19 protein-coding genes are annotated in these 22326 nt (G+C 62.2%); 11 read left to right on the top strand and 8 right to left on the bottom strand.

The window, feature by feature from the left end:
• Nucleotides 1–41: 41 nt before the first annotated feature.
• Nucleotides 42–1148 (bottom strand): ABC transporter substrate-binding protein, encoded by a 1107-nt coding sequence (locus tag GQ59_RS16575; protein ID WP_037083240.1) that lies wholly within the window; start codon nucleotides 1146–1148, stop codon nucleotides 42–44.
• Between the two features lie 147 nt (nucleotides 1149–1295).
• Complete coding sequence (locus GQ59_RS16570) at nucleotides 1296–2186, bottom strand: MurR/RpiR family transcriptional regulator (RefSeq protein ID WP_037083238.1); 891 nt, start codon at nucleotides 2184–2186, stop codon at nucleotides 1296–1298.
• Between the two features lie 172 nt (nucleotides 2187–2358).
• Between GQ59_RS16570 and GQ59_RS16565 the strand changes: the two genes are divergently transcribed.
• The 6 genes from GQ59_RS16565 to GQ59_RS16540 all read left to right on the top strand — a co-directional run bounded on the left by GQ59_RS16565 (nucleotide 2359) and on the right by GQ59_RS16540 (nucleotide 9751).
• Entirely contained in the window at nucleotides 2359–3135 is a 777-nt protein-coding gene (locus GQ59_RS16565; protein ID WP_152564359.1) for an N-formylglutamate amidohydrolase, read from the top strand.
• Between the two features lie 101 nt (nucleotides 3136–3236).
• Nucleotides 3237–4787, top strand: a complete 1551-nt coding sequence (locus tag GQ59_RS16560) for an amino acid permease (RefSeq protein ID WP_037083597.1) — start codon at nucleotides 3237–3239, stop codon at nucleotides 4785–4787.
• 87 nt (nucleotides 4788–4874) lie between these two features.
• Complete coding sequence (locus tag GQ59_RS16555; protein WP_037083234.1) at nucleotides 4875–6245, top strand: glutamine synthetase family protein; 1371 nt, start codon at nucleotides 4875–4877, stop codon at nucleotides 6243–6245.
• 42 nt (nucleotides 6246–6287) lie between these two features.
• Entirely contained in the window at nucleotides 6288–7673 is a 1386-nt protein-coding gene (locus tag GQ59_RS16550) for an aldehyde dehydrogenase family protein (RefSeq protein ID WP_037083231.1), read from the top strand.
• The gene (locus GQ59_RS16545; protein ID WP_037083229.1) at nucleotides 7670–8815 is read left to right on the top strand and encodes an iron-containing alcohol dehydrogenase; all 1146 of its coding nucleotides are present in this window, start codon (nucleotides 7670–7672) and stop codon (nucleotides 8813–8815) included. Before GQ59_RS16550 ends, GQ59_RS16545 begins: the two co-directional genes overlap by 4 nt.
• Nucleotides 8816–9034: 219 nt before the next feature.
• Nucleotides 9035–9751, top strand: a complete 717-nt coding sequence (locus GQ59_RS16540; protein WP_037083226.1) for a ParA family protein — start codon at nucleotides 9035–9037, stop codon at nucleotides 9749–9751.
• A 32-nt stretch (nucleotides 9752–9783) separates the two neighbouring features.
• Here GQ59_RS16540 and GQ59_RS16535 read toward each other — a convergent pair whose 3' ends face one another.
• Nucleotides 9784–10386 (bottom strand): ClpX C4-type zinc finger protein, encoded by a 603-nt coding sequence (locus GQ59_RS16535; protein ID WP_037083225.1) that lies wholly within the window; start codon nucleotides 10384–10386, stop codon nucleotides 9784–9786.
• A 126-nt stretch (nucleotides 10387–10512) separates the two neighbouring features.
• Complete coding sequence (locus tag GQ59_RS16530) at nucleotides 10513–11904, bottom strand: L,D-transpeptidase (protein WP_432762591.1); 1392 nt, start codon at nucleotides 11902–11904, stop codon at nucleotides 10513–10515.
• Nucleotides 11905–12097: 193 nt separating this feature from the next.
• Here GQ59_RS16530 and GQ59_RS16525 point away from each other — a divergent pair, with 193 nt between their 5' ends.
• The 3 genes from GQ59_RS16525 to GQ59_RS16515 all read left to right on the top strand — a co-directional run bounded on the left by GQ59_RS16525 (nucleotide 12098) and on the right by GQ59_RS16515 (nucleotide 13778).
• Nucleotides 12098–12937 (top strand): DUF4432 family protein, encoded by an 840-nt coding sequence (locus GQ59_RS16525; protein ID WP_037083221.1) that lies wholly within the window; start codon nucleotides 12098–12100, stop codon nucleotides 12935–12937.
• A gap of 89 nt (nucleotides 12938–13026) precedes the next feature.
• The gene (locus GQ59_RS16520) at nucleotides 13027–13365 is read left to right on the top strand and encodes a protein tyrosine phosphatase family protein (protein ID WP_037083218.1); all 339 of its coding nucleotides are present in this window, start codon (nucleotides 13027–13029) and stop codon (nucleotides 13363–13365) included.
• A 71-nt stretch (nucleotides 13366–13436) separates the two neighbouring features.
• The gene (locus GQ59_RS16515; RefSeq protein WP_037083215.1) at nucleotides 13437–13778 is read left to right on the top strand and encodes a RidA family protein; all 342 of its coding nucleotides are present in this window, start codon (nucleotides 13437–13439) and stop codon (nucleotides 13776–13778) included.
• Nucleotides 13779–13837: 59 nt separating this feature from the next.
• On the opposite strand, the gene GQ59_RS16510 is transcribed toward GQ59_RS16515, so the two are convergent.
• The 4 genes from GQ59_RS16510 to GQ59_RS16495 all read right to left on the bottom strand — a co-directional run bounded on the left by GQ59_RS16510 (nucleotide 13838) and on the right by GQ59_RS16495 (nucleotide 18675).
• Nucleotides 13838–15499: a thiamine pyrophosphate-binding protein gene (locus GQ59_RS16510; protein WP_037083213.1), complete on the bottom strand. Its 1662-nt coding sequence runs from the start codon at nucleotides 15497–15499 to the stop codon at nucleotides 13838–13840.
• Nucleotides 15496–16698, bottom strand: a complete 1203-nt coding sequence (gene caiB / locus GQ59_RS16505) for a succinate--glutarate CoA-transferase (protein WP_037083210.1) — start codon at nucleotides 16696–16698, stop codon at nucleotides 15496–15498. Before caiB ends, GQ59_RS16510 begins: the two co-directional genes overlap by 4 nt.
• 1 nt (nucleotide 16699) lies before the next feature.
• Complete coding sequence (locus GQ59_RS16500) at nucleotides 16700–17662, bottom strand: DMT family transporter (RefSeq protein ID WP_037083207.1); 963 nt, start codon at nucleotides 17660–17662, stop codon at nucleotides 16700–16702.
• Between the two features lie 74 nt (nucleotides 17663–17736).
• Entirely contained in the window at nucleotides 17737–18675 is a 939-nt protein-coding gene (locus tag GQ59_RS16495; protein ID WP_037083206.1) for an alpha/beta fold hydrolase, read from the bottom strand.
• A gap of 90 nt (nucleotides 18676–18765) precedes the next feature.
• On the opposite strand from GQ59_RS16495, the gene ettA reads away from it, so the two are divergent.
• Together ettA and GQ59_RS16485 are read left to right on the top strand one after the other, a co-directional pair.
• Nucleotides 18766–20415 carry an energy-dependent translational throttle protein EttA gene (gene ettA, locus GQ59_RS16490; RefSeq protein ID WP_037083204.1) on the top strand — a complete coding sequence of 550 codons (1650 nt, stop codon included), beginning with the start codon at nucleotides 18766–18768 and terminating at the stop codon, nucleotides 20413–20415.
• A gap of 226 nt (nucleotides 20416–20641) precedes the next feature.
• A partial coding sequence (locus tag GQ59_RS16485) for a methyl-accepting chemotaxis protein (protein ID WP_037083202.1) occupies nucleotides 20642–22326 on the top strand: 1685 nt, incomplete at its 3' end.

Below are 22326 nucleotides of genomic sequence, written 5' to 3'. Positions count from 1 at the left end.
ACTCCCGCGCCGGGTGGCGCGGGAGGTCAGTCTTGTTCCGATTACTTTGCGACGTTGGCGCCGACCACGCTATCCCATTTCTTGGTGATGGTTTCCTTGGCGGCAGCCTGCTGGGCGAGCGTCGGGAATACGGCCTTCTCATAGGCTGCTGCCGGGGGCAGGGCGTCGAGCAGGTTCTTCGGGATCTTGTTGTTCTTGGCAAGATCGTTGAAGCGGATCGGGTGGCAATATCCCTTCAGCCAGCCGAGCTGACCTTCGTCGGAATAGAGGTATTCCATCCACAGCTTTGCAGCGTTCGGATGCGGAGCGAAGGCGGAGATCGCCTGGACGTAGACGCCTGCAACGACGCCGCTTGCCGGAACGACAACCTCGAAGGGCGGGTTGCCCTTCAGGCTTTCGCCCCAGGACAAGGCGTTATAGTCCCAGGCGATGATGATCGGCGTCGTGCCCTGCGCGAACGGCGCGGCCTTGCCGGTGACCGGAACGAAATTGCCCTTCTTGTTGAGTTCGGCGAAGAACTTCAGGCCTTCGTCGCCGGCCTTGGCGGCGTCGCCCTTGGCACCGGAGAGGCCGGCAGCGAAGACGCCCTGGACGGCCTGGTTGGCGCTGCGCGGATCGCCGGCAAGCGCGACGGCATTGGCGTAGTCGGACTTCAGGAGATCAGGCCAGTCCTTCGGCGACGTCTTGACGAGGTCCTTGTTCACCAGGAAGGCGAGAACGCCGTAATAGTCGCCGTACCAGTAGCCGTCGGCATCCTTGGCGTCGGCCGGGATCGAATCCCAGGTGGAGACCTTGTAGGGCTGGATCAGGCCTTCGGCTTTGGCGGACGGGCCGAAGGAGAGGCCGACGTCGATGACGTCAGGCGCCTGCGGCCCCTTGTTGCCCTTGTTGGCCTTGATGGCTTCGATTTCGTCGCCCGAACCGGCATCGGGGTTCAGTTCGTTGACTTCGAGGCCGTACTTCGCCTTGAAGCCGGCGATGACGTCGCCGTAACCGCACCAGCTATGGGGCAGGGCGATCGTGGTCAGCGTGCCTTCCTTCTTGGCGGCTGCGATCAGCTCGGCGCTCGGCTCGGCGGCGGCGATGGCGGTGGAGGCGATGACGATGGCGGTCGTCAGGGAAAGAAGACGTTGGGTCTTGTTGAGCACGGTATCCTCCTAGGGGTTCAGGTCGTGTGGTCCGGATCGTTCGGCGCGACTCGTAGAGCCAGTTTATGTATCGTATATGACAGGCCGGAGGATGAGCTGTTGCTCATAAACCCCCGGAATTACCGGCATATTTCTTGACCCCGACTATCAGTCGGGGCGGCCCTGGCGGCCCGGCCGGCGGAACAGCATCGTTCGCTCGAACAGGCCTTCCAGGGAGTTCATTCGTTCGCGGGTTTCCTCCCAGGTTGCGCTCTGCACCGCCTCGATCAGCGCCTCGACGACGAACAGGGTGATGACGGAACTGTCCCAGGCCGAGGGGGCCTCGATCCGCACCTTGAATGTGTGCTGCGCGTGCTTGGCGACGGGCGAGGCCCAGACGTCGGTCAGCAAGACGATGACGACGCCGTTGGCCCGTGCGGCCTCTGCCAGCGTCGCCATCTCCTGCTCGTAGCGGCGGATATCGAAGATCACCAGCACGTCGCCGGCGCTCATGTTCAGCACATGCTGCGGCCAGGAACTGGAATTGGTGGAGATCAGGGTCGTCTTCGGACGGATGACCTGCATGTGGGTGAAGAAATACTCCGCCAGCGCCCCGGTGATGCGGCCGCCGACGAAATAGATGCCCCGGTTGCGATCACGCAGAAGTGCGGCCGCGCCCTCGAAAGTCGTGGTGTCTAGATCCGAAAGCGTGTCGCGCAGATTGGCGGTGATGGCGTCGGCGAAGCGGTTGAGGATATGCGTGCCGGGCGCATTGGAGGCCCAGCGGTCGTGCTTGGCGATCGGATTGGAGATCGTTGCCTCGAGCTCCTGGTGGAGATGCGACTGGAATTCCGGATAGCCCTTGTAGCCGAGCTTCTGCACCATGCGTGCCACCGTCGGCGTCGAAACGCCGGCGTTCTCCGCGATCACAGTGATGCTGCCGAGCCCCGACACCGGATAGTTCTCCAATAGGCTGTCCGCCAACTGTTTTTCCGCACGCGTCAGGCCGTCGTAACGAACACGAATGACATCTGATACGGTGCGTGCAGTTGGTGGCACGAAAGCTGTTCCCTCCGGTCTTCGCCGGTTTATGACACGAGTTAAAAGTACTTTTGTGACAGGTGTCAATGGAGCGGGTGAAGAGAAATTTTCAGAATCACGTTGACGGCAGCCGGAAAGTGAAGAATTCTCTTCTTAATCCAATTTAAACGATTTTTTCCGGAAGGCGTTGATGCTGGTCCAGTCGGAATTCTTCACGGAGGCGGATGGCGAGCCCGTCGCGGTGGACAATGCCGACGGGCGCGGAGACGTGCTTCTCGTCTGCGAACACGCCTCGCGCCGCCTGCCGGAACGGTATGGCGATCTGGGGCTTTCCGCGGATGCGCTCGCCTCGCATATCGCCTGGGATCCGGGAGCGCTTGCCGTCTCCCGGCTGATGTCGAAGAGCCTCGACGCGACGCTGATCCACCAGCGGTTTTCGCGGCTTATCTACGACTGCAACCGGCCGCCGGATTCGCCCGCAGCGATCCGTGACGTGTCCGAGATCTTCCGGATTCCCGGCAACGAAAACCTCTCCGAGGCAGAGAAATCGCGCCGGACCACGGCACTCTACCTGCCGTTCCACGGCCGCATCCGAGAGGAAATCGGGGCACGGCGGGAAAGGGGGCTTCAGACGGTGCTCGTCACCATTCACAGCTTCACGCCGGTCTATTTCGGCAAGGAGCGCCCGGTCGAGATCGGCGTGCTTCACGATACCGACAGCCGGCTGGCCGACCGGATGCTGCAGGCCGCATCCGACACGCACCTCTACCGCGTCGAGCGCAACGAGCCTTACGGGCCGGCGGACGGCGTGACGCATACGCTGGAAGTCCACGCCCTGCCGGCGGGACTTCTCAATGTCATGATCGAAATCAGGAATGATCTCATAACAGACGAAACCGGCCAGGGGGTCGTGGCCGATTTCTTGACAGGATTGCTGCGGGAAAGCCTCGCAGAGATCCAAAGATAAGACCCGGGGAGCAGCAGCTCGCATGCCCGCGGTCGATCGCCGCGGGAAGGACAAACCGGATGGCCGCGATGGCGCGGTCTTTCTGCCAACAGGGGGAAGTCATGTCCGATTATACCGAAGGCGATAAAAAGCAGGACGTTCATATCCTGCATTCCATGGGCTATGCGCAGGAACTCGAGCGCCGCATGAGCTCGTTTTCGAACTTTGCTATTTCATTTTCCATCATTTGCATTCTCTCCGGCGGCATCAACTCGCTGGGCCAGGCGACTGCCGGCGCCGGCGGCGCGGCGATCGGCATCGGCTGGCCACTCGGCTGCTTGATTTCCGGCATCTTCGCGCTCGGGCTGGCGCAGATCGGCTCGGCCTATCCGACGGCGGGCGGCCTCTATCACTGGGGATCGATCCTCGGCAACCGCTTTACCGGCTGGCTTTCCGCCTGGCTCAACCTGCTCGGCCTCGTCACCGTGCTCGGCGCCATCAATGTCGGGACGTTCTATTTCTTCTTCGGCGCCTTCGGGCCGACTTTCGGCATCGAGGACACGCTGACACACCGCGTGGTTTTCGTTGCCGTCATCACCGGGCTGCAGGCCGGCATCAATCATTTCGGCATAGGTCTGACCGCGAAACTCACCGACTTTTCCGGCTATCTGATCTTCGCGACCGCGATCCTGCTGACGATCGCATGCCTTATCGCAGCCCCTGGCTTCGATTTCGCGCGGCTCTTCACCTTCGCCAACTATACCGGCACGGAGGGGGCGGCGCTCGTCTGGCCGAATAGCGTTTCCGGCGTGATGGCATTCCTTCTCGGCCTGCTCCTGCCGATCTACACGATCACCGGTTATGACGCCTCGGCCCATACATCCGAGGAAACCCTCAAGGCGGCGGAATCCGTGCCGCGCGGCATGGTCTCGGCCGTCGTATGGTCCGCCGTGTTCGGCTACATCATGCTGTGCTCCTTCGTACTGATGATCCCCAACATGGACGATGCGGCCAAGCAGGGCTGGAACGTGTTCTTCTGGGCGATGGACGCGCAGATGAACCCGACCGTGAAGAGCATCCTGTATTTCCTGATCTTCATTTCTCAGCTCCTTTGCGGACTGGCTACCGTCACCTCGCTATCGCGGATGATCTTCGCCTTCTCGCGCGACAAGGGCCTGCCTGCGTCGTCGGTGCTCGCCAAGGTCAGCCCGAAATACCGTTCGCCCGTCGCGGCGATCTGGACCGGCTCCATCCTCGCCGTCCTGTTCGTCTGGTTCACCTCGGCGATCACCATTGCCGGCACGCCGGCCTATTCGATCGTCGTGTCCTGCACGGTCATCTTCCTGTTCCTGTCCTTCGTCCTGCCGATCGCGCTCGGGCTGTTCACGATCGGCACCGCTAAATGGCCGAAGATGGGACCCTGGAACATGGGTATTCCGGTCTACAGGCTGATCGCCGTCCTGGCGATCATCTCGATGATCGTCATCTTCTTCATCGGCATCCAGCCGCCGAACGACTGGGCGCTCGAAATTACCGTCGGCTTCCTGGTGCTGACCGGAATCGTCTGGTTCGCCTTCGAGAACCGGCGCTTCATGGGACCACCGATCGGCGACGCCATCGCCAAGCGGCAGGCCGAGATCGCTGCCGCGGAAGCGGCTGTCGGAGAAAAGTAAGCGCGACGGGCTTAACGCCCCAATGATCCCGCCGCCACGACACTCGAGAGGTTGTGGCGGTTCACCCTTTTGAAACGGATGTGAGGCATGACCCCGATTTACTCCTTCGACGATCTGAAACGCGATGTCGCCGACGGCCGTATCGATACGATCATCGCCGCCCAGGTGGACATGCAGGGCCGCCTGATGGGCAAGCGGTTCCAGGCGGAATATTTCGTCGAGAGCGCCTACAAGGAAACCCATAGCTGCAACTACCTGCTCGCCACCGATATCGAGATGGAAACCATCTCCGGCTACAAGGCGACCAGCTGGGAACAGGGCTACGGCGACTATACGATGAAGCCGGATCTTGCGACGCTCAGGAAGCTGCCCTGGCTCGAAGGCACGGCGCTGGTGCTCTGCGACGTGCTCGACCATCACACCCATGAAGAGGTGCCGCATTCGCCGCGCGCCATCCTGAAGAGGCAAGTTCAGCGGCTCGCGGACATGGGCATGTCCGCCTTCATGGCGACAGAACTCGAATTTTTCCTGTTCGACCAGACCTACGACCAGGCCCGCGAAAGCGGCTACCGCAATCTCAGGCTCGCCAGCGGCTATAACGAGGACTACCACATCTTCCAGACCACCAAGGAAGAGGAGGTCATGCGGGCGATCCGTACCGGGCTGCAGGGGGCCGGCATTCCGGTCGAGAATTCCAAGGGCGAGGCTTCGGCCGGCCAGGAGGAAATCAACGTCCGTTACGCCGACGCGCTGACCATGGCCGACCGGCACGTGATCATCAAGAATGCGTGCAAGGAGATCGCCTGGGGCAAGGGCAAGGCGATCACCTTCCTCGCCAAATGGAACTACTCGGCTGCCGGCAGCTCGTCGCACATCCACCAGTCGCTGTGGAGCGCCGACGGCAAGACCCCGCTGTTCTTCGACAAGGACGGCGAGCACGGCATGTCGGAACTGATGAGGCACTACATTGCCGGGCTGCTCGCCCACGCGGGCGAGATCACTTTCTTCCTGGCGCCCTACATCAATTCCTACAAGCGCTTCATGGCAGGTACGTTCGCGCCGACCAAAGCCGTCTGGTCGAAGGACAACCGCACCGCCGGCTATCGCCTCTGCGGCGAGGCGACCAAGGGGATCCGCATCGAATGCCGCGTCGGCGGTTCCGACCTCAACCCCTATCTCGCCATGGCGGCGCTGATGGCTGCCGGAATTGACGGCATCGAGAAGAAGATGGCGCTGGAACCGGCCTTCGTCGGCGATGCCTATGGCGGCAAGGGCATTCGCGAAATCCCGAAAACGTTGCGCGATGCGGTCGATCTGATGAACGGATCGGAACTTCTGCGTTCCGCCTTCGGCAGCGACGTCATCGACCACTATGTCCGGGCCGGCCAGTGGGAGCAGGAGGAATACGACCGCCGCGTGACGGATTGGGAAGTGGCACGCGGTTTCGAGAGGGTGTAGAACCTCGCCATACACATCAAAAACGCAATGGGAATACCGATCATGACGATGATCCAATGTATCTCGCCGGTGGACGGCTCGGTCTATGCCGAACGTCCGGCCATGTCGCCCGAGGTCGCGGCGGAGGCCGTCGGCCGCGCTCGGCATGCACAGAAGGCGTGGGCGAAGCGGCCGCTCGAAGAGCGTGTCCAGCTCGTGCTGAAAGGCGTGGCGCGCCTCAACGAGATGGTCGACGAGGTGGTGCCGGAGCTTGCCTGGATGATGGGCCGGCCGGTGCGTTACGGCGGCGAGTTCAAGGGGTTCAACGAGCGTTCCAGCTATGTGGCGTCGATCGCGGCGGATGCACTGGCACCTTTGCGCGTCGAGGACAGCGCCACGTTCGAACGCCGCATCGAACGGGAGCCGCATGGCGTGGTGTTTGTCATAGCGCCCTGGAACTATCCCTATATGACGGCGATCAACACGGTCGCGCCGGCGCTGATGGCCGGCAACACGGTGGTCATCAAGCACGCCTCGCAGACGCTGCTCGTTGGCGAGCGCATGGTGCGCGCCTTCGTCGAGGCCGGGGTTCCGGAGGATGTCTTCCAGAACATCTTCCTCGACCACGCGACGTCGGCCAAGCTGATTTCGGAAGGGTTGTTCAACTTCATCAACTTCACGGGCTCCGTCGAGGGCGGACGGTCGATTGAGCGGGCCGCTGCCGGCACGTTTACCGGCATAGGGCTCGAGCTCGGCGGCAAGGACCCCGGTTATGTGATGGAGGATGCCGATCTGGATGCCGCCGTCGATACGCTGATGGATGGTGCGACCTACAATTCCGGCCAGTGCTGCTGCGGCATCGAGCGCATCTACGTGCACGAATCGCTCTACGATTCCTTCGTCGAGAAGTCGGTTGCCTGGGTGTCGAACTACAAGCTCGGCAATCCGCTCGACAAGGAAACGACGCTTGGGCCGATGGCCAACAAGCGGTTCGCCAAGGTGGTGCGCCAGCAGATCGCCGATGCCGTGGCGAGCGGTGCCAAGGCGCTCGTCGATCCGAAGCTTTTCCCGGCCGATGACGGCGGCGCCTATCTCGCGCCGCAGGTGCTCGTCGATGTCGATCACACCATGGAGATCATGCGGGAAGAGACGTTCGGCCCGGCTGTCGGCATCATGAAGGTGAAGAGTGACGACGAGGCGATCGGCTACATGAACGACAGCCGCTATGGGTTGACGGCGTCGCTCTGGACGCCGGACGTCGATCGCGCCAACCGGATCGGCAGCCAGCTCGAAACCGGCACGGTGTTCATGAACCGCGCCGACTATCTCGATCCGGCGCTGGTCTGGACCGGTGTCAAGGAAACCGGGCGGGGCGGCTCGCTCTCCGTGCTCGGCTTCCACAACCTGACCCGCCCGAAATCCTACCATCTCAAGAAGGTCACGAAATGAATATCGTCGCGAACTGGAGCTATCCGACCGCCGTCAAGCTGGGCCGCGGACGCATCAAGGAACTGGCGGACGCCTGCAAGACGCTCGGCCTCAAGAAACCGCTTCTGGTCACCGACCGGGGACTGGCCTCGATGGCGATCACCGGCCATGCGCTCGACGTGCTTGAAGAGGCGGGTCTCGGCCGGGCGATCTTCGCCGAGGTCGATCCGAACCCGAACGAGAACAATCTCGAAGCCGGCATCAAGGCCTACAATGACGGTGGCCATGACGGCGTCGTCGCCTTCGGCGGCGGTTCGGGCCTCGATCTCGGCAAGCTGATCGCCTTCATGGCCGGCCAGACGCGGCCGGTCTGGGATTTCGAGGATATCGGTGACTGGTGGACCCGCGCCGATGCCGCCAGGATCGCGCCGATCGTCGCCGTGCCGACCACGGCCGGCACCGGTTCGGAAGTCGGCCGGGCAGGGGTGCTCACCAATTCCGTCACCCATGTGAAGAAGATCATCTTCCATCCGAAACTGCTGCCGGGCGTCGTGATCTGCGATCCGGAACTGACCATGGGCATGCCCAAGGTGATCACCGTCGGAACCGGCATGGATGCCTTCGCCCATTGCCTGGAAGCCTATTCGTCGCCCTTCTACCATCCGATGTCCGGCGGGATCGCGCTCGAAGGCATGCGGCTCGTCAAGGAATTCCTGCCGCGCGCCTACAAGGACGGAGCCGACCTAGAAGCCCGCACCAACATGATGTCGGCCGCGGCCATGGGCGCCGTCGCCTTCCAGAAGGGGCTCGGCGCCATCCATTCGCTGTCGCATCCCATCGGGGCGGTCTACAACACCCATCACGGCATGACCAACGCGGTCGTCATGCCGCCGGTGCTGCGCTTCAACCGTCCGGCGATCGAGGATAAGATCGCCCGTGCCGCTGCCTATCTTGGCATCGCCGGCGGCTTCGACGGGTTCTACGAATACGTGCTGTCGCTGCGCTCGGAACTCGGCGTGCCAGACAATCTCACGGCCATGGGAATCAAGCCGGACCGAATCGATGAGCTCACGGCTATGGCGATGGAGGACCCGAGCTGCGGCGGCAACCCGGTCACCATGACGATGGAGAACACAAAGGCGCTTTTCCTCGACTGCTTTTAAGACTTCCGTACAGTTGCAAAACCGTCTTCAACGAAGCCCGGAGGCCGAAACCTCCGGGCTTTTCCGCGTTTTAGAGCCAAAAGCTAAATCTCCTGAGTGATATTAATGGTGGTTAAATTTGCAATTCGTTAACCATGTTTGGAAAGGATGTGCCCATGACACCATGCTTCCCGGTGTCCTCGTGAGCGATGTGGCTCAAGACTTGTTCGAGGACCGAAAATGCCAGTAATTTCCTTTGCCAATGCCAAGGGTGGAGCCGGAAAAACAACCGCTGCGCTCCTGCTCGCGACTGAACTTGCCCATCAGGGTTTTCGCGTCACCGTCATCGATGCCGATCCGCAGCGCTGGATCAGCCAATGGTTCGAGACCTCCGGCGCGGTGCGCAACATCGACGTGGTATCGGAAGTCACACTCGCATCGCTGCAATGTCATCTCCGGGAAATGGCATCGCGCACCGACTATTTCATCATTGACCTGGCCGGCGCCCGTGATGCGCTGGTCACCACGGCGATCGGCCTTTCCGATCACGTGATGATCCCCGTCCAGGGTTCGGCCATGGACGCGAAGGGGGCGGCGCAGATCCTCGACCTGCTGTCCTACATGAAGGAGAAGGCCGGCCTGGTGATCCCGCATTCGGTGGTGCTGACGCGGGTGACGTCCATGGTCACGACCAAGGCGCTGCTGACCATCAAGGGTCTTCTGGCTGCCCGCGGCGTGCATGTGCTCGATACGCCGATCGGCGAACGAATCGCCTTCAAGGAACTCTTCGAGACCGGCGGAACGCTCCACACACTTGATCCAGCCAAGGTCAGCAATATCGACAAGGCAAAGGAAAACGCCCGGTCCTACGCACAGGAAGTCATGCGTCTCATGCCCGTCAAGATCACCCGCTCCGCCGCGTCGCGCCTCTTCGGATTGGGACGCTACGCCGCCTGATCCAGGCCGAGTTCTATTGATCCCAGGATTTGCTAGTAGGCGGTCGGTTCGAGAGAGCCGACCGCCTTTGCATATGCACCGGCCGCCTGGGTGGCTGCGGCTCCAATCGCGATGAGGTCGGGCTCTTCCCGATTGGCCGGGACATTGCGCGCGGCGACGAAACGGTCGCGCATCTGACGCCAGTTCTGCTGGGCGAGGCTGCTGATTTCATTCGGCTGCATTCCGGATGTGGTCAGGATCTCGATCGTCAGCAGGTCGAACCGATCCTCCGAGTGCATATAACTCCAGCCGATCAGTCTGCTTTGCGGAAGCGAGCCGACGAGGGCGTGCAGCATTTGCTCGAGCGCGATACGTTCGGGAGCGCCCAACAGGACTTCGTCATGGGCGAGCGGTATTGCGATCGACGTCTCATGACCTTTTTCGGCATGGCGACGGAAACCTGGCGGGCCGGAATTTTCAAGCATGACCTGGTTGCAGACGAATATGCACCGATTGCAGATCGCCGTGGCTGCCGGACCGGCGATGATCACCTCGACAGCGCGGCGGTTCTCGCCGCAAAAGGAGCAGACAGTTCCGTCGTCCCCGCGTCCGAGGAGGAGAGACAGCGCGCCTTTCAGTCTCGTTGGGAAATCCATTCCATCCACCGCCGATGCACATGTCTTTCGGAAAAAACCAGGACCTCTTTTGCCCGAAGCCAGATTGTCAGGCAACAAAAAGCCGTCGGCAGCGGGTGCCGACGGCTGATGTGTTGTTCCGGGATCTTACTCGGTGAACTCGACCGTCGTGCCGGGCTTGACCATCTTGGCGAGTTCCCTTGCATCCCAGTTGGTCAGGCGGATGCAGCCATGGCTGTTGGTCTTGCCGATCTTGGAGGGTTCCGGCGTGCCGTGGATGCCGTAGGTGGGCTTCGAGAGCGCAATCCAGACCGTACCAACCGGGCCGTTCGGACCCGGCGGGATCTGCAGGATCTGGTCGTTGTTGCCCTGCTTGAAATTGATCTTCGGATTGTAGGTGTAACCGGGATCGAGCGCTATGCGTTCGACCGTATGGGTTCCGGTCGGTGAAGGCGTATCGGTCGAGCCGATGGTGGCCGGATAGGCGGAGATCAGGCGCCCGTCTGCGCCGTAAGCGAAGACTTGCTTCCTGGCTTTGTCGGCGAGAATGCGGGTGACCTGACCAGCCTTCGGCTGGCCGGGATTGATGACCTTGATGGTCGAGCCGGGGATGGTGAAATCGACGCCGGGATTGAGCGCCTTCAGATAGTTCTCGTCCATGTGGAACTGCTCGGCGAGCTTTTCCGTCACGGATGTATAGGACATGGCCGGCAGCTGCGACTTGTGGGCATAGTCTTCCGGGATCGACGCGACGTAGGGACCGGCGGCGTCGGCCGGGGTGATCGTGTAGTCGACGATCGGCAGGCCGCCCGAATAGGTCAGCCGCTGCATGATGTCTTCGGAATTGTTGGGATCGAGCGTCTCGCCGGTCATTTCCTGCCAGGCGGCGATCGCCTTGTTGACGTTGTCGCCGAGATGGCCGTCGATGACGCCGGGCGAGATGCCTTCGCGATCGAGAAAGACCTGAAGGGCCGCGATCTCCGCCTGCGGTTTCTTGGTGACGGTGATGATCGGCTTCTGCGGCAGAAGCGTTTCCGCCGGCCGCTGGTCCGGTTCGATCGAGGCCTCTTGCGGATAGCCCAGATCAGCGTCGGGGAGGCCCTCGTCGAGCGGCATGCGGGTTACGGGTCCCTGTCCCGGGATGCCGCCGGTGATCGCGCCGGGTTCACCCGGCCGGTATTCGCGGTAGTCGCGATAACCGCCTGCACCCTGCTGGTAACCGCCCGTGTCACGCAGCGACCGGTAACCGCCGGGCGCCGGTGGATATTCCTGCGCCCGGCTGGGGCGATAGGTTTCCCCGCGCACCTCGGTCGCGACGACATTGCCGAAATGGTCGATGAGGACGCGGCGCCCCATGCCGTCGCGGCTGATGATGACATCGCCGCGGTCGGGTACGTAGTCGAGGATCGAGCCGTCAGGAGCGACGAGCATTGTTTCCGAGGGGTAGCGGCCGTAACGGTTCTGCGCCTCGGCGGAGGGAATTCCCTGTGCCGCGGTCAAGATCACCAGACTTGCGCATGCAAAAAATAGCCGCTTCACGATGTCACCGACTTCCTTGTTTCCTACTTAAACGTAATCGGGAATTCGGACATTGGTTCCCGCCCGTTCGCCTGTCGCCACAGACAAGTTAAATTTGACCGTAGTGTGGAAAAAGTGAATTCGTCATGAACACACCGTTAAATTCACGTCACGATCGGTTAGAAGTTTTGACGAAACCGTGAAGGGAATGATTATGAAGGCTTTTTCCGCCGCTAACGGACCGAGGATTTTCCTCGACGAGAGCTCCGTTCTCGATATCGGAGGCTGTTTTGTGGGCGATGTGGACCTTGCTCCGGGCCGAGCCATTCCAGACGACGGGGATCCGCGAATCGATCACTCGCTCGAAGGCTTTCTCTTTACCTGCGGGCCGGACCATATCCGTCACCCGGAGGCGATCGAAGGCGCCTCTGACGGCCGGAAATATCCGCTGCACGGATCCTTCTCGTCCCACCCCGCTGAAATCCTGTTCTGGGATGCGCAGGGGCCGGATGCGGAGTGCCGTGCCCGCGTGCCGCTGACCCTTGCGACCGGCGAGACGGCCCTCCTCGAACGCCACTGGCGGATCGACGGGGCGACGGGCGAGGTGAGCCTGTCGGACAAGGTCACCAATACCGGGTCGAAGCCGTTCGCCCGGGTGCATATGTACCACATGAATATCGGCGCCTGGCTGTTCGACGATCGGGTCCGGCTGAGTGGCGCGATGCTCGACAACGGGGGATTCCCCTGGACCTTTGGAGGCGAGACCGGCGGCATATTCTGCGTCCCGGCGGCCGTCGAGGGCGAGCCGTGGGCCGAAATTGCCCTCGGTCCGATCGCAGCGATCGGCGGACTGACGCTGAAGGTGAAGTTCAGGACCGATACGCTTGCGCATCTGCAGGTCTGGCGCAACCAGAAGGCGCCGGCGCATGTGCTTGGGATAGAGCCGGTTTCACATCGCCTGGCAAGCCGTCAGGAATTGTTGGCAAACGGAGAACTCGGCTTCGTCAAACCCGGCGAAAGCGTCGAATACGGCCTGCGCTTCTGCTTCGTCTGAGACCGGGCATCCCGCGGCCGTCGCCCGATTGACGCCCGGTCGGCACCGTCGTAATGCTGGCGCCTCAATCAGAACGGAGGGCTCAAGCCATGGATATCCGCCAGATCAACGACGAGTATTCCGTCACCGGCCAGATCACCGTCGAGGATCTCGATCAGATCAAGGCCATGGGGTTCAAATCGGTCGTCTGCCATCGTCCTGACGACGAAGAGCCGGGCCAGCCGCATTTCGCCGAGATCGAAGCACGCGCCAAGGAACTTGGCCTCGACATCAGCCACATCCCGGTCGGCCGCATGGGCCTCGACGAGCAGGGCGTCAAGGCGATGGTCGATGTGCTGGACGAGTTCCCGCGCCCGATGCTCGGCTTCTGCCGGTCCGGCGCCCGTTCGACGGCGATCTACGAAAAGAGCCAGCATCTGCGCGGCTGAAGATTTTCCGCGGCCTCGTGCCTTTTGCGCGGGGTCTTTTCCCGAAGCTCAATTTTTTTGAGGAGAATTCCATGAGCATCCAGCGTATCGAGCCGGCCGCCCGCATGAGCGCCGCCGTCGTCCACGGCAACACCGTCTATCTCGCCGGCCAGGTTGGCGAAGGTGAATCGGTCACCGACCAGTGCAAGGACGCGCTTTCCGAAGTCGACCGCCTGCTGGCAGCCGCCGGTTCGGACAAGTCGAAGATCCTGCAGACGATCATCTACCTCTCGGACATCGCCTATTTCGGCGAAATGAATGCCGTATGGGAAGCCTGGATCGATCCGGCCAACCCGCCGGCCCGCGCCACCAGCGAAGCCAAGCTCGCTGCGCCGAAGTACAAGGTCGAGTTTATCGTTACCGCTGCAATCTGATCGCTGCGATATTGAATCAGAAGGCCGGCCTATCGTTTTGATAGGCCGGCTTTTCTATTTCAGGCCTTTTCGCGGATCTGGGTCAGCGTCCTGGCCGGCGTGATCGCTTCCGGGTCGAGCCGGACCTCGATGATCGAAGGCTTGCCGCTTGCTCGCGCCCGCTCATAGGCCGGACCGAACTCTTCCGTCGTCTCGACCAGTTCGCCGTGCCCGCCAAAAGCCTTGGCATAGGCGACGAAATCCGGGTTGACGAGGTCGGTGGCGCTGACGCGGCCCGGATATTCCCGCTCCTGGTGCATGCGGATCGTGCCGTAAATGCCGTTGTTGACGAGCACGGTGATGATCGGCAGGCCGTAGCGGACGGCGGTGATGAATTCCTGGCCGTGCATCATGAAGCACCCGTCGCCGGCAAAGCAGACGACCTCGCGCTCCGGAAACAGCTGTTTTGCGGCTACCGCGGCCGGCAGGCCGTAACCCATCGAACCGGAGGTCGGGGCGGACTGGGTGTTGTATTTGCGGAAACGGTGGAAACGGTGCAGCCAGGTGGCGTAATTGCCGGCGCCATTGGTGAAGATCGCGTCGTCGGGCACGTTCTCCTCGATCCACTGCATGATCGGCCCCATCCTGACCGGGCCGGGGCCGGCCTCCGGCGGCGTCGACCACTTGAGGTAGGAGTCGTGCAGCCCCGATTTCCCTTCGGCCCAGATAGGGGCGGCCGGCGGATCGAGGTCCTTCAGGGCAGCGACGAATTCCGCAGGGGCGGCGCAGATCGGAAGATCGGGCCGGTACATGCGGCCGAGTTCTTCGGGATCCGGGAAGACATGGACGAGCTTCTGCTTCGGGTAGGGAATGTCGATCAGCGTGTAGCTGGAGGAGGGCATTTCCGACATGCGGCTGCCGATCAGCACCAGCAGGTCGGCCTCCTTGACCGCTTTGGCGAGCGCGGGGTTGATGCCGATGCCGACATCGCCCGCATAGGACGGGTGCAGGTGATCGAACAGCATCTGGCGGCGGAAGGAGCAGCCGACCGGGATCTTGAAGCGGGTGGCGAAATCCTGGAAATCGGCAACCGCCTGCTCGCTCCAGCGGGTGCCGCCGAGGATGAACATCGGACGCTCGGCATTCTTCAGCATGGTCTCGAATGCGATGATCTGGCTTTTGCCCGGATGGCTTTCGACCGGCATATAGGCGCGGGCAGCGGGCGCTTCGACTTCCTCGACCAGCATGTCTTCCGGCAGCGTCAGCACGACAGGGCCGGGGCGGCCGGAGGTGGCGACCGCAAAGGCGCGGGTGACGAATTCGGGAATGCGGCGGGCGTCGTCGATCTCGCCGACCCATTTGGCGAATTCGGTGAAGGCGCGGCGGTATTCGACCTCCTGAAAGGCTTCCCGTTCCTTCATCTCGCGGCCGATCTGGCCGACGAAGAGGATCATCGGAATGGAATCCTGCCTGGCGACGTGCAGGCCGGCCGAGGCGTTGGTTGCGCCGGGGCCGCGGGTCACCATGCAGATGCCCGGTTCGCCGCTCAAACGCCCCCAGCTGTCGGCCATCATCGCCGCACCGCCTTCCTGGCGGCAGACGAGCACCTCGATGCCGCTTTCATAAAGGGCGTCGAGCACGGCGAGATAGCTCTCACCCGGAACGCAGGAGATGCGCTTGACGCCGTTCGCCTTCAGCGCCTCGACGATGAGCTGCCCTCCGGTCTTCATGACGGTGTTCATTTTTCTCTCCCCTCTTTTTCGATTTGATCAAGTTGCGCCAGCACGTCTGCGGTATGTTCGCCAAGCGCCGGGCTCGGCCGGTGATAGACGAGCGGCGTTTCCGACAGCACAATCGGGCTGCGCACGCCCGGGATGACGGTGCCGTCGGCCGCTTCGAGGTCGATTCGGAGCCCGCGTTCCTTGACCTGCGGGTCGTCGAACATCTCGGCGATCGAATTGATCGGCCCGGCCGGCACGGCATTGTCGCCGCAGGCGGCCAGCAGCTCGGCCTTTTTCCATTTCGATGTCTGCGCGAGAATCAGCCGCCGCACCTCGACGCGGTTGGCGACCCGCGCCTTGTTGGTGGCGAAGCGCTCGTCGTCGGCGACTTGTTCGATGCCGAGGATGCGGCAGAGGCGGCGGAACTGGCCGTCATTGCCGACCGCGAGAATGAGGTGACCGTCCTCGGCCGGCACGACCTCGTAGGGGCTGATGTTCGGATGGGCATTGCCGAGCCGCACCGGCGCTTCCCCGGAAACCAGATAGTTCATGTTCTGGTTGGCGAGGATGCCCGCCTGAACGTCGAGCAGCGCCATGTCGACATGCTGGCCTTCGCCGGTCTTCATCGCATGGATCAGCGCGCCCTGGATGGCGGTCACCGCATAGATGCCGGTGAAGATGTCGGCGATGGCGACGCCCGCCTTCATCGGCTGCCCGTCCGGTTCTCCGGTGATCGACATGAAACCGGACATGCCCTGGACAATGTAGTCGTAGCCGGCAAGATTGGCGTAGGGGCCGTTCTGGCCGAAACCGGTGATCGAGCAATAGATCAGCTTCGGATTGATCTTTTTCAGGCTCTCGTAGTCGAGCCCGTATTTGACGAGGCCGCCGAGCTTGAAGTTCTCAATCAGCACGTCGGCGGTCGCAGCCAGCCGACGGACGATATCCTGGCCTTCCGCGGTCTTCAGGTCGACGGCGATCGAGCGTTTGCCGCGGTTGGTAGAGTGGTAATAGGCGGCCGACAGGTTTTCGCCGTCCTTGCCTTCCACGAAAGGGGGACCCCAGGCGCGGGTATCGTCGCCACCATCGGGATTTTCCACCTTGATGACATCGGCGCCCATGTCCGCCAGCATCTGGCCGGCCCAGGGACCGGCGAGCACGCGGGCGAGCTCGATGACGCGGATGCCGGTAAGCGGCGGTTTTTTGGGTGTCTGGGTCATGTCACGGGGTCACGGTTGATTTGGCGGCGCTGGTTACCGGCTTCATGGAGGCTACGCGGCGTTCCCGCCAGATGATGTAGAGGCCGGATCCGATGATGATCGAAATGCCGAGCCATTTGACCGGATCGGGGAAGTCACCGAAGACCAGCCAGCCGAACAGCGTCGCCGAAACGATCTCGAAATATTGCAGCGGCGCGATCACGGACGCCGGCGCTGCCCGATAGGCATAGACGGCAAGGATGCCCGACAGGGCTGCGAAGGCGCCGACGCCCGCGAGCCACAGCAAGGTCGTCCAGTCCGGCACCGAGGGCGCCAGGAAGGCGATCCCGGTCCGGTCGCCGACAAAGAGCAGGATGGCGGAGATCGGAATTCCCCAGAGCGCCATCTGGAACTGCATCGACCAGGGATCTTCGCGATGCGCCAGCGCCCGGGTCAGGATCGCGAAGATCGCCACGCAGAAGGCGGTGACAATCGGCAGCAGCGCCACGAAGCCGATCTCCTGGAAGCTCGGGCGGATGACGATCATGGCGCCGACGAAGCCGGCCGCGCAGGCGGTATAACGCCGCCAGCCGATGGTCTCCTTGAGGAAGACGCTGGAAAGCACCGTCAGGATGATCGGCTCGACGAAGAAGATGGCAATCGCGTCGGCCACTTCCATGACCGCAAGCGTTGCCACGAAGCAGACCATGGAGACCGTGATGAGGCTCGCACGGATGGCATGGAAGGCGCTGAGCCGCCAGGAAAACCTCCGCCAGTATCCGTTCCAGAGCACGATCGGCAGCATGCAGATCGCCTGAAAGACAAAGCGGGCGGCAGTGATGAAGGTGGGCGATGCGGTATCGGTGGCAAGCTTGGAAAAGATGTCGATGAAAGGGGCGATCAGCATGGCGATCAGCATCAGACCCATACCGTTGACGATCCGGTTCGGGGCTGATGCGGCAAGGCTTGCGGGCGACGAATTCATGGATTTCCTATAGCCGGGACCGGCCCCGGAAGCACTTGATTAAATGTCATGAACTCATTCCGTTTGATGTGCGGTCAGACTGCCGGCGCGGGTAAGGGCAGGGCGGCCCGGGCCCAGGCGGCGAACTCGGCGGTGGCGCGGGACCGCACGGTATCGTTCAGCGTCTCGTGGCGCGTGCCGGGCCAGACCTTGGTCGTGACGTTCGAAAAGCCGCTGCGCTTGAAATGCTCCGAGAGCCACAGGATTTCGCGGCCGCCGTTGGTTGCCGGGTCTTCAGCACCGCCGATCAGGTGGATCGGCAGGGTTTTCGCCAGGCGATCGATCATCTTCGGAGCGCGGAAGGTCAGCTCGAAGAGGTCGAGCCAGAGCGAGACGCTGGCGTCGAAGCCGCAGAGAGGATCGGCGATATAGGCGTCGACGATATCCGGGTCGTGGCTCAGCCAGTCGAATTCGGTGCGGTGGCCGGCAATCGATTTCCCCCAGGCGCCAAACGTGAGTTTCGGCAGAAGCCCGCTCGGCACGTCGGAGCCCTTCAAGGCTTTTTCGATGCGCAGGATCACCTGGGCGGCGCGGCCCGCCGGGCCGGGATGGAAGTTGGAGTTCCAGACCGCAACCGCATCGAAGCTTTCGGGATGATCGACGGCGGCGTTGAGCGCGATCAGCCCGCCCATCGAATGGCCGAGGAGCAGGACCGGCAGACCGGGATGGGTGCCCGCCGCCATGTCGCGCATGGCCTTGACGTCCGCGAGCACCAGGGTGACGCCGTCGTGCCGGGCGAAACGGCCGATCGGCGCATCCGGCGCGGTCGTCTCGCCGTGGCCGCGATGGTCGAAGGCATAGACGTGGAAGCCATGGCCGGCCATCGCCTCGGCGAACGTCCTGTAGCGCCTGGAATGCTCGGCAAGCCCGTGCGAGATCAGCAGGATGGCGTGCGCCGGTTCTGTCGCCGGCTGGTAATGATAGGCAAGGCTTGCGCCCGTCGGGCTCGTAAACCGCCTCGTTTCGTCGAACATCCTCACTCCCTCGACTGTTCGCGCATTGCTCCCGGCTCCCAATTCGCCTACATAGCGGCAAACCGAAATTCCCCCCGGAGCACTTTATCCATGGCACGTCAGTTCATCTATCACATGTCGGGACTCAACAAGTCCTACGGCGCCAAGAAAATCCTTGAGAACGTCAATCTGTCTTTCTATCCGGATGCCAAGATCGGTATCCTCGGCCCGAACGGCGCCGGTAAGTCGACCGTGCTGCGCATCATCGCCGGCAAGGACAAGGAATATACCGGCGAAGCTTGGCTCGCTGAAGGCGCGACCGTCGGCTACCTGGAGCAGGAGCCGCATCTCGATGCGTCCAAGACCGTTTTCGAGAACGTCATGGAAGGCGTCGCCAAGAAGACGGCCGTCCTCGACCGCTACAACGAGTTGATGATGAACTATTCCGACGAGACCGCGGAAGAGGGCGCCAAGCTTCAGGACGTCATCGACAGCCAGAACCTCTGGGATCTGGAAAGCCAGGTCGAGATGGCCATGGAAGCGCTGCGCTGCCCGCCGCGCGATTCGGAAGTCACCAGCCTTTCGGGTGGCGAGCGCCGCCGCGTGGCTCTCTGCCGCCTTCTCCTGTCGCAGCCGGATCTGCTGCTGCTCGACGAACCGACCAACCATCTGGACGCCGAGACCATCGCCTGGCTCGAAAAGCACCTGCGCGACTATCCGGGCGCCGTGATGATGATCACCCACGATCGCTACTTCCTGGACAACGTCACGGGCTGGATCCTCGAGCTCGACCGCGGCCGCGGCATTCCTTACGAAGGCAACTACTCGGCCTACCTGCTTGCCAAGGCCAAGCGCATGCAGCAGGAAAACCGCGAAGAGGCAGGCCGCCAGAAGGCGATTTCCCGCGAACAGGAATGGATCGCTTCCAGCCCGAAGGCGCGCCAGGCCAAGTCCAAGGCGCGTATCAAGTCCTACGAACAGCTGGTGGAAGCCGCCGAGAAGCAGCGTCCCGGCGACGCGCAGATCATCATCCCGGTCAGCGAGCGTCTCGGCCAGGTGGTCATCGAGATGGAAGGCATCACCAAGGGCTTCGAAGGCCGGACGCTGATCAACGACCTGTCGATCAAGCTGCCGCCGGGCGGCATCGTCGGCATCATCGGCCCGAACGGCGCCGGCAAGACGACGCTGTTCCGGATGATCACCGGCCAGGAAACACCGGATGCGGGTTCGATCCGCATCGGCGACACCGTGCATCTCGGTTATGTCGACCAGAGCCGCGATGCGCTCGACGGCAACAAGACCGTCTGGGAAGAAATCTCGGGCGGCGCCGAAATCATCAAGCTCGGCAAGTTCGACATGAACTCCAGAGCCTATTGCGGCGCCTTCAACTTCAAGGGCGGCGATCAGCAGCAGAAGGTCGGCAATCTCTCTGGCGGCCAGCGCAACCGCGTTCACCTTGCCAAGATGCTGAAGGCCGGCGGCAACGTTCTGCTCCTCGACGAACCGACCAACGACCTCGATACGGAAACGCTGGGTGCGCTCGAAAGCGCGCTGGAAAACTTTGCCGGCTGTGCCATCATCATCAGCCATGATCGCATGTTCCTCGACCGCCTGGCGACGCATATTCTCGCCTTCGAAGGCGACGGCCATGTGGAATGGTTCGAAGGCAATTTCGAGGACTATGAGCAGGACAAGGTCCGCCGACTCGGCCCGGACGCTCTCAACCCGGGCAGCCAGGCTCACAAGCGTCTGACGCGTTAATATCTTTTAGCTTTGCCTAAGTTAGAACCCCGGCTTTGCCGGGGTTTTGCATTCTAGGCAGGTTAATAAGTGCTAAATCTCGCACCCCCAAATTTATGGGGATTTTTTGTGTGAGCTAATCAAGACAATTGCAAAGATTGCGTTGCAGTTTCGCCCTCGGGGAAGGTCCATGATTTGCGGGCCTTATACGCTGTCATGACGACGGGGCCATTTCGAGGATTTATTTATGCTGCGTCTGATCGAGCGTTTGCCTTTCCGTATGTCTTTGACGCTTCTCGCGTCCATTCCGCTTCTGGCTGTCATGACGCTGGGTGCGCTTTCAAGCCTGGATGCCTATGCCCAGTACCGCGAACTCAATCGTGCGGTCGTGCTTGAAAGGCTCGCGCTGGCCGCGGGCGATCTCATGAATGCCATTCCGCTGGAAAGCTCAGTGGCGCCGGCGCAACGCCCCGAGGCGCGCAGCAAGCTGGACGCCGCGCAGAGGAAGGTCGTCGAACTCCACAAGCAGATCGACGCGAATGGCTATAGCGAGCCGGGCCTGCGTGAGCTCGCCAAATCGCTGGAGGAACGTTATGCGCGCATGGGTGAATATCGCGCCAAGATCGATGGCGGCGACACCAATCAGCTTCTTTCGGCGCAATATGTAAGCCCGGTCTCCGAGCGGGGCCTGGACATTATCGGCCGCGTTGCGAGCCTCACGGAAGATCGCGAGCTGGCGCGTTATCTCGATGGTTATCAGTCGCTGGTTCAGGTGAACAACGGCTACGCGATCATCAACCGCATGGGTCAGCAGTATAGCAAGAACGGCACGCTCGCCCCCGAAGAAGTCGCGCGCTACATGCAGGGCCGCCAGCAGACCCGCATCTTCGAAAAGCCGTTTCGCAATCTTTCTTCTCCGGACGTCGTCGCGAAGTTCGACGCCTATTGGCAGACCGCCGACGGCGTGCTGATCACCAACACGCTGAAGGGTATCGAAACCTACAAGGGCTATACGCCGGCTCCTGGCGATTTCGACGCCTGGACCAATGCGATGAACAAGCGTCGCGAATACACCGGCGCCTTGATCGATCAGGCGGCTGCCGACATCAAGAGCCTTGGGGATGACAAGTCGTCCTCGGCCGCATCCAGCCTGCAGGTGATGTTCGCATCGCTCGGCTTCTTCATCGTCGCGGTCATCTCGCTCAGCGTTCTCATCGCCCGCAGCCTGTCGGGCTCGATCCGCAAGATCGGCGATCGCATGGCAAGCCTCGCCTCGGGGAATACGGACGACGCAATCCCCTATGCGGACCGCAAGGACGGCATCGGCGAGATGGCGCGCTCAGTCGAGATTTTCCGCCAGGCGGCCATTCGCAACCGCCAGCTCGAATCGGAGGCCGAAAGCACGCGCCGCCGCTCGGAGGCCGAGCGTCTCGAACTGCAGCAGCAGACGGAAGCGGAAGCGGAAGCACGTCTCACCCAGGCGACAGGCGCCCTTGCCGCAAACCTGCGGCGGCTTGCCGCCGGAGACATGCTTTGCGAGGTCGACGAAGCGCTTGCGCCGCAGTTCGAAGGACTGCGCCACGACTTCAACACGTCGGTCCGCCAGCTGCGCGATGCGCTTTTGAGCGTCGGAAGCTCGGTTTCCACCGTTACCAGTGGTTCGAGAGAAATCTCCGACGCTTCGGACAACCTGTCCAAGCGCACGGAACAGCAGGCCGCATCGCTGGAGGAAACAGCGGCGGCTCTGGAAGAGATCACCGCCAACGTCGTTTCGACCTCGAAGCGCACCGCCGAAGCCCGCGACGTCGTCCGCGACGCCCGCACCCGGGCCGACCAGTCGGCCCAGGTTGTCCGCAATGCGGTTGCCGCCATGGAACGGATCGAGAAGTCGTCGCAGCAGATCGGCCAGATCATCGGCGTGATCGACGAGAT

This window comes from Neorhizobium vignae (genome assembly GCF_000732195.1).
GTDB lineage: Bacteria > Pseudomonadota > Alphaproteobacteria > Rhizobiales > Rhizobiaceae > Neorhizobium > Neorhizobium vignae.
The sequence above is the reverse complement of the archived record's forward strand: the minus strand, read 5'-3'. Positions and strand labels throughout refer to the sequence as shown.

Bases quoted from the DNA above. Each gene is read 5' to 3' on its own strand.
- GQ59_RS16515 (WP_037083215.1), top strand. From the start codon at position 13,437: ATGAGCATCCAGCGTATCGAGCCGGCCGCCCGCATGAGCGCCGCCGTC.
- GQ59_RS16565 (WP_152564359.1), top strand. From the start codon at position 2,359: ATGCTGGTCCAGTCGGAATTCTTCACGGAGGCGGATGGCGAGCCCGTC.
- GQ59_RS16520 (WP_037083218.1), top strand. From the start codon at position 13,027: ATGGATATCCGCCAGATCAACGACGAGTATTCCGTCACCGGCCAGATC.
- GQ59_RS16560 (WP_037083597.1), top strand. From the start codon at position 3,237: ATGTCCGATTATACCGAAGGCGATAAAAAGCAGGACGTTCATATCCTG.
- GQ59_RS16555 (WP_037083234.1), top strand. From the start codon at position 4,875: ATGACCCCGATTTACTCCTTCGACGATCTGAAACGCGATGTCGCCGAC.
- GQ59_RS16495 (WP_037083206.1), bottom strand. From the start codon at position 18,675: ATGTTCGACGAAACGAGGCGGTTTACGAGCCCGACGGGCGCAAGCCTT.
- GQ59_RS16540 (WP_037083226.1), top strand. From the start codon at position 9,035: ATGCCAGTAATTTCCTTTGCCAATGCCAAGGGTGGAGCCGGAAAAACA.
- ettA (WP_037083204.1), top strand. From the start codon at position 18,766: ATGGCACGTCAGTTCATCTATCACATGTCGGGACTCAACAAGTCCTAC.
- GQ59_RS16525 (WP_037083221.1), top strand. From the start codon at position 12,098: ATGAAGGCTTTTTCCGCCGCTAACGGACCGAGGATTTTCCTCGACGAG.
- GQ59_RS16550 (WP_037083231.1), top strand. From the start codon at position 6,288: ATGACGATGATCCAATGTATCTCGCCGGTGGACGGCTCGGTCTATGCC.
- caiB (WP_037083210.1), bottom strand. From the start codon at position 16,698: ATGACCCAGACACCCAAAAAACCGCCGCTTACCGGCATCCGCGTCATC.
- GQ59_RS16535 (WP_037083225.1), bottom strand. From the start codon at position 10,386: ATGGATTTCCCAACGAGACTGAAAGGCGCGCTGTCTCTCCTCCTCGGA.
- GQ59_RS16500 (WP_037083207.1), bottom strand. From the start codon at position 17,662: ATGAATTCGTCGCCCGCAAGCCTTGCCGCATCAGCCCCGAACCGGATC.
- GQ59_RS16510 (WP_037083213.1), bottom strand. From the start codon at position 15,499: ATGAACACCGTCATGAAGACCGGAGGGCAGCTCATCGTCGAGGCGCTG.
- GQ59_RS16545 (WP_037083229.1), top strand. From the start codon at position 7,670: ATGAATATCGTCGCGAACTGGAGCTATCCGACCGCCGTCAAGCTGGGC.